Here is a 5,567-nt window from a genome sequence, read left to right on the forward strand (position 1 = left end):
GGTCGGGGCGGGGGCCGAGGTCGGGTGCTCGATCGTCGGCGGGACCGCGTCGGCCCGCGTCTCGTCGATCCGCGTCTCATCGGCCCAGGTCTCGTCGGCCCGCGTCTCGTCGATCCGCGTCTCATCGGCCCAGGTCTCGTCGGCCCGCGTCTCATCGATCCGCGTCTCGTCGATCCGGGTTTCGTCGGCTCGCGGCTCGTCGGCGGTGACGTCGGGGAGCGGCATGCCGTAGGCGACGGTCCTGGCGGGCTCAGGGCCGGGCGCCGCGGGCTCGGATGCGGGCGCCGCCGCCTCGGGGCGCGGCGCGGTCGTCGTGGCGGCGGTAGGGGCCGTCGGGGAAGCCGGGGAAGCCGGGGAAGCCGGGGAAGCCGGGGGAGTCGGTGGCATGGCGGAGCGGTGCTCGACCGGCTCGACCGGCTCGTCGTGCTGAACCGCCCGGCGGCTCAGGCGCTCCGGCATGGACCGGGCCAGCGCCAGCAGATCGACCCCGCTGGAGTGCGCGGCCAGCAGCGACACGGCCAGCAGCATGGCCACCACCAGGGTCGGCGTGTCGAGCCAGGCCGTGGTCAGGTTGATCGCCAGGCCGAACGCCAGCACCGCCGTCAGCAGCGCCAGCACGGCGTCGGCGTCGAAGTCGCGCCGCGTCCACTGCTCGATGATGCCCGGCTTGCCGTTCGGCTCCTTCATCAGCAGGAACGCCGCGATGTAGAGGAACAGCCCGACGCCGGAACCCAGCAGCAGCAACGAGAACGCGACGCGGAACACCACGGGGTCGATGCCCGTGTACCGTCCCAGGCCCGCGCACACGCCCATGAGGAAACGCCCCTCGCTGCTGCGCGGCAGCGTACGGTGCGGAGTGGCGGGACGGGTGGGCGGTGCTGCTGTCATGACACCATCGTGGCCCTTGTGTCCGGTTACTCGCATCCGGGACACCCCTGACCCGACCCGGGGGTTGTTCCCTGATGCCCGTTGCCGCCCCGACATGTGACGATGGCGATGTTATGGCTGACCAGAAGACACTCGCCGAGCCGGCCGGCGACAAGCCCTACGTCCGGATGCGGCGTCCCATGGAGGGCCGCCTGCTCGGCGGCGTCGCCCAGGGGCTCGCGACCCAGCTCAACCTCGATCCCGTCGTGATCAGGCTGATGTTCGTGCTTCTCAGCGTGGTCGACGGGGTCGGCATGGTGGCGTACGCGGTGCTGTGGATGATCACGCCGCGCGAGCAGTACGAGGGCCAGCCGCCGCAGCGTGACTGGAGCCAGCTGGCCGCCTTCAGCGCGGTCGGCGTGGCGCTGTTCGCGTTCGGCTGGCTGACCGGCGCCTCGCGGGGCGGCATCGGCATGCTGCCGTTCGCGGTGGGCGGAATCGGCGCGCTGATCCTCTGGCAGCAGGCCGATCCCGAGCGCCGCAGGAACTGGGTCAGCGGCGCCACCAAGAGCATCCGCAAGAACCGCGTGCGCACGCTGCTCGGCGTCGCGCTCGTCGTGGTCGGCGCCACCGGCTTCCTGTACGCCCAGGGCGAGCTCGCGCAGGCCCAGCCGGGGCTGCTGTTCACCGTGGTCGTGGTCAGCGGCCTGGCCGTCATCGCCGCGCCGTGGCTGGCGGGCATGTGGAAAGAGCTGCAGCTGGAGCGCCGCGAACGCATCAGGCAGGAGGAGCGGGCCGAGGTGGCCGCCATGGTGCACGACTCCGTGCTGCACACGCTCACCCTGATCCAGCGCGTCGCCCACGATCCGCGCGAGGTCGCCAGGCTGGCCCGCGCCCAGGAACGCGACCTGCGCAACTGGCTCTACCAGCCGGCCCAGGACGCCGACGCCACGCTGGCCGCGGCCGTCCGCAGGATCGCGGCCGAGGAGGAGGACGCGCACGGCGTCCCGATCGAGGTGGTCTGCGTCGGCGACATCGACCTCGACTCCGGCGGCAAGCTGGCCGCCACGCTGAAGGCGGCCAGGCAGGCCATGGTCAACGCGGCCAAATACGCTGAGAGCCCGTCCATCTCCGTGTACGCGGAAGTGGAGGGTGAACAGACGACGATTTTCGTGAAGGATCGGGGCAAGGGGTTCGACCTCGACGCGGTGCCGCTCGACAGGATGGGGATCCGGGAGTCCATCATCGGCAGAATGGAACGTCATGGCGGCACGGCCAGGGTTCGCACCGAGCCAGGTGAGGGCACGGAAGTGATGTTGACGATGAAGGTGGAGAAGGAATGACTCGGGTACTGATCGTCGACGACCACCGGCTGTTCAGGTCCGGCGTGCGGGCCGAACTGGGCGACTCGATCGAGGTCGTGGGCGAGGCGGAGGACGTCGAGACGGCCGTCAAGGCCATCGCCGACCTCCAGCCCGACGTGGTACTCCTCGACGTCCACATGCCCGGGGGCGGCGGTCAGGAGGTGCTGCGGCGGGTGCTGGGCTCCGGCTCCCAGGTCAGGTTCCTGGCCCTGTCGGTCTCCGACGCCGCCGAAGACGTCATCGGCGTGATCAGGGGCGGCGCCCGCGGCTACGTCACCAAGAACATCAGCGGCAAGGAGCTGACCGACGCCATCCGCCGGGTCGCCGACGGCGACGCGGTGTTCTCGCCGCGTCTGGCCGGGTTCGTGCTCGACGCGTTCGCCTCGTCGGAGGCGCCGTCCATCGACCCGGAGCTCGACTCGCTGACGCAGCGCGAGCGCGAGGTGCTGCGGCTGATCGCGCGGGGCTACGCGTACAAGGAGATCGCCAAGGAGCTGTTCATCTCGGTCAAGACGGTGGAGACGCACGTGTCGTCGGTGCTGCGCAAGCTTCAGCTCTCCAACCGGCACGAGCTTTCGCGCTGGGCCACCGCCCGCCGCCTGGTCTGAAGCCGGTCAACGCGGTCGCAGGCCGTCGAGGGTGAGTGTGAGCAGCCGCTCGGCCCGTTCGTCGTCGCCGGCGGCCTGGGCCAGGCCCGCGGTGATCTCCACCAGGTCGGCGAACTCGACGTCCGCGCGGAGGTGGCCGGCCGCCTGAGCCGGGCGCAGCAGCCGTTCCGCGGCGGCGCGCAGGATCGCCCAGCAGTCCACCCCGGCCGACGAGGTGGGCAGCATCATGCGCGCGCCCAGCCCCCGGTCGGTCCTGGCGTGCGCGAGCAGCGCCCGCAGCCAGGCCACCAGGGCCTCGCCCGGCGGCAGCGCGCCGGCCAGTTCCTCCGCCCTGGCGCACAACCTGGCCAGCCGGCCTTCGAACACGGCCACCAGCAGCGCGTCGCGCGTGGGGAAGTGCCGGTAGAGCGTGCCGGGACCGACGCCGGCCCGGCGGGCGATCTCGTTCAGCGAGGCGTCGGGGCCCTCTTCGGCGATCACCGCCGTGGCCACCGCCACCAGCAGGTCGTGGTTGCGCTGCGCGTCGGCGCGCTTCGGCCGTGTCTGCACGTCACCCCTCAGCACGTTGAAACGGAGAATCTCTCCGTATTATAGTCGCCGAATCTAACCGGAGAGGCTCTCCGGAAAGCGTTCGGAGGTAACACATGACCAACGGCAACCCCGGCGGCCCGGACCTCGGCAAGGTCGGCATCTGGACGTTCGCCTTCGACGGCCGTCCCGTCGGCGAGGTGCGCGAGGCGGCGGCGGAGGTCGAGGAACTGGGCTACGGCACGCTGTGGTTCGGCGAGGCGTTCGGCCGCGACTCGGTGAGCCAGTCGTGGCTGCTACTCTCGGCCACCCGGCGCATCACGGTCGCGGCCGGCATCGCCAACATCGCCTTCCGCGACCCGATCTCGATGGCCGCCGCGGAACGGGCGCTCAACGAGGCGCACCCCGGCCGGTACGTCCTGGGCCTGGGCGGGCACCGGGTCAGCGACACGCCGATCCAGATGGACGGCTACGCGATCCCCAGCCGGGGCAAGGCGGTGACCACGATGGGCGCCTACCTCGACGCGATGGACGCCGTCCCGCTGGCCGCGCCCCGGCCGCCGCACCCACCGCGGCGGCTGGTGGCCGCGCTGGGGCCGAAGATGCTGGACCTGGCGGCCCGGCGCACGCTGGGCGCGCACCCGTACTTCGTGCCGGTCGAGCACACGTATCGGGCCAGGCAGATCATGGGCCCAGACGCGCTGCTCGCCGTCGAGCAGGCCGTGGTGCTCGACCCCGACCTCGGCCGGGCGCGCGAGGTGGCCAGGGAGCACGTGGCGTTCTACGCCGAGGCGGCCCCGCACCAGATCGCGAACCTGCGCCGGCTCGGATTCACCGACGACGACCTGGCCGGTGGCTCCGACCGGCTGACCGACGCGATCGTGGCCTACGGGGACCTGGCCGCGATCGAGAAGCGGGTGCGCGCCCACCTCGACGCGGGCGCCGACCACGTCTGCCTGCAGGTGCTGACGTCGCGTCCGGACGAGATCCCGCTGCCGGAATGGCGTGAGCTGTCCGCCCTGACCGCTCTGCCAGCGTAAAGGGGGGATTGGACCGTTACAAGATAGTTACGAGCTCCCGGGTGACCAAACACGTGTCTCAGTTGTCACACATACGGAGACGCGCCTCAGAAGTACATAGCCCAGGAGTAAACCGTTGAAATCCCTTCCCCGGATGCTGGCACCGGTCGCTCTGCTCGCGTTAGTGAGCGTCAGCGCCTGTGCGAACACCTCGGTGAAAGATCATGCCGCCCCCGCCACGCCGGCGGTCAGCGCTCGGGCGGGCAACGCCGCGGGTAAGGCGGTGACGACCCGGCCGAAGAAGGCCAGGCTCGGCATCGCCGACATCACCCCGATGGGGGAGAAGGTGGAGAAGGTCGGCGTCGGGTTCCCGATCATCGTCACCTTCGACCGCGACGTCACGGACAGGGCGGCAGTCGAGGCGCTGCTGCAGGTGCAGGCGGACAAGCCGGTCGAGGGCGCGTGGCGCTGGGTGTCCGGCCGCAAGGTGATCTACCGCACCAAGACGTACTGGAAGCCGCACCAGAAGGTGCTGTTCACCGCCCGGCTGAGCCAGCTGCCCGGCAACCAGGCGGCCAAGGACGTCAGCCGCCGCTTCGCCGTGGGCATGCAGAACATCTCCCTGGTCGACACCCGCAAGCACAAGATGAAGGTCTACCGCGACGGCAAACTGGCCAAGACCATCGCGATCAGCGCGGGCAGGGGCGGCCTGGTCAAGAACGGCGTGGACGTCTACCTCACCACCAGCGGCGTGCATCTGACGATGAACAAGAAGGCCGTGGAGATCATGACGTCGTCCTGGCTCGGCGTCACGGACCCCAAGGACCCGCGTTACTACAACGAGAAGATCCCGTGGGCGGTGCGCATCTCGGACAGCGGCGAGTACGTGCACCAGAGCGCCGGCGACTACCAGTTCCTCGGCCGCTCGAACCAGAGCCACGGCTGCGTCCGCGCCACCCCGGCCGGGGCCAAGTGGTTCTACCAGATCTCCCAGCGCGGCGACGTGGTGAAGATCACCGGCACCAAGCGCAAGCTGGACTGGCGCAACGGGTGGAGCTACTGGCAGCTCAGCTGGACCCAGTGGAAGAAGGGCAGCGCGCTCAAGACGCCGGTGACCCCCACCCAGTCGCCGTCCCCGACCGCGACCCCGACTCCCACCCCGACCGAGTTGGAGCCGGGGG

At 70.7% G+C, this 5,567-nt stretch carries 6 protein-coding genes; 4 read left to right on the plus strand and 2 right to left on the minus strand.

Annotated elements, in window-relative coordinates:
* The coding region (locus HII36_RS52830) for a PspC domain-containing protein (RefSeq protein ID WP_173530968.1) at positions 1–888 on the minus strand (888 nt) is incomplete at its 3' end.
* A gap of 113 nt (positions 889–1,001) precedes the next feature.
* Here HII36_RS52830 and HII36_RS52835 point away from each other — a divergent pair.
* Positions 1,002–2,210 (plus strand): ATP-binding protein, encoded by a 1,209-nt coding sequence (locus HII36_RS52835; protein WP_173530969.1) that lies wholly within the window; start codon positions 1,002–1,004, stop codon positions 2,208–2,210.
* A complete protein-coding gene (locus HII36_RS52840) occupies positions 2,207–2,839 on the plus strand; it encodes a response regulator (protein WP_173530970.1) in 633 nt (210 codons plus the stop codon). Before HII36_RS52835 ends, HII36_RS52840 begins: the two co-directional genes overlap by 4 nt.
* A gap of 6 nt (positions 2,840–2,845) precedes the next feature.
* Here HII36_RS52840 and HII36_RS52845 read toward each other — a convergent pair whose 3' ends face one another.
* Positions 2,846–3,388, minus strand: a complete 543-nt coding sequence (locus HII36_RS52845) for a TetR/AcrR family transcriptional regulator (protein WP_328808298.1) — start codon at positions 3,386–3,388, stop codon at positions 2,846–2,848.
* Positions 3,389–3,483: 95 nt separating this feature from the next.
* Between HII36_RS52845 and HII36_RS52850 the strand changes: the two genes are divergently transcribed.
* Together HII36_RS52850 and HII36_RS52855 are read left to right on the plus strand one after the other, a co-directional pair.
* The gene (locus HII36_RS52850) at positions 3,484–4,407 is read left to right on the plus strand and encodes a TIGR03620 family F420-dependent LLM class oxidoreductase (protein ID WP_173530971.1); all 924 of its coding nucleotides are present in this window, start codon (positions 3,484–3,486) and stop codon (positions 4,405–4,407) included.
* A 163-nt stretch (positions 4,408–4,570) separates the two neighbouring features.
* Positions 4,571–5,567 (plus strand): L,D-transpeptidase (locus HII36_RS52855; protein WP_173530972.1); only part of this gene is annotated, 997 nt, incomplete at its 3' end.

The sequence above is a fragment of the Nonomuraea antri genome, from assembly GCF_013283785.1.
Taxonomy (GTDB): domain Bacteria; phylum Actinomycetota; class Actinomycetes; order Streptosporangiales; family Streptosporangiaceae; genus Nonomuraea; species Nonomuraea antri.

Bases quoted from the DNA above. Each gene is read 5' to 3' on its own strand.
- HII36_RS52835 (WP_173530969.1), top strand. From the start codon at position 1,002: ATGGCTGACCAGAAGACACTCGCCGAGCCGGCCGGCGACAAGCCCTAC.
- HII36_RS52840 (WP_173530970.1), top strand. From the start codon at position 2,207: ATGACTCGGGTACTGATCGTCGACGACCACCGGCTGTTCAGGTCCGGC.
- HII36_RS52850 (WP_173530971.1), top strand. From the start codon at position 3,484: ATGACCAACGGCAACCCCGGCGGCCCGGACCTCGGCAAGGTCGGCATC.